We start from the raw sequence: 227 nt of genomic DNA, 5'->3' as shown, positions 1-227 counted from the left end.
GTCTGTGGATGGCCGCGATGTGCCAGTACTCGGCGGCTCCGGAGGGGGCCGAGCAGGGTGTGCCCAACGACTGGCACTTCCAGCACCTGGCGGCCCGCGCCGTCGGCGGCACGGGCCTGATCATCACCGAGGCCACCGCCGTCAGCCCCGAGGGCCGGATCAGCCCGTACGACCTGGGCCTGTGGAACGACACCCAGACCGCCGCCTTCCGCCGCATCACCGACTTC

Annotated in this window: 1 protein-coding gene; it reads left to right on the top strand. The window is 71.8% G+C overall.

Features of this window, described 5'->3' with window-relative positions:
* Nucleotides 1-2 precede the first annotated feature (2 nt).
* The coding region (locus IF04_RS0135365) for an oxidoreductase (protein WP_483855324.1) at nucleotides 3-227 on the top strand (225 nt) is incomplete at its 3' end.

The sequence above is a fragment of the Streptomyces violens genome, assembly GCF_000717745.1.
Taxonomy (GTDB): domain Bacteria; phylum Actinomycetota; class Actinomycetes; order Streptomycetales; family Streptomycetaceae; genus Streptomyces; species Streptomyces violens.
The sequence above is the reverse complement of the archived record's forward strand: the minus strand, read 5'-3'. Positions and strand labels throughout refer to the sequence as shown.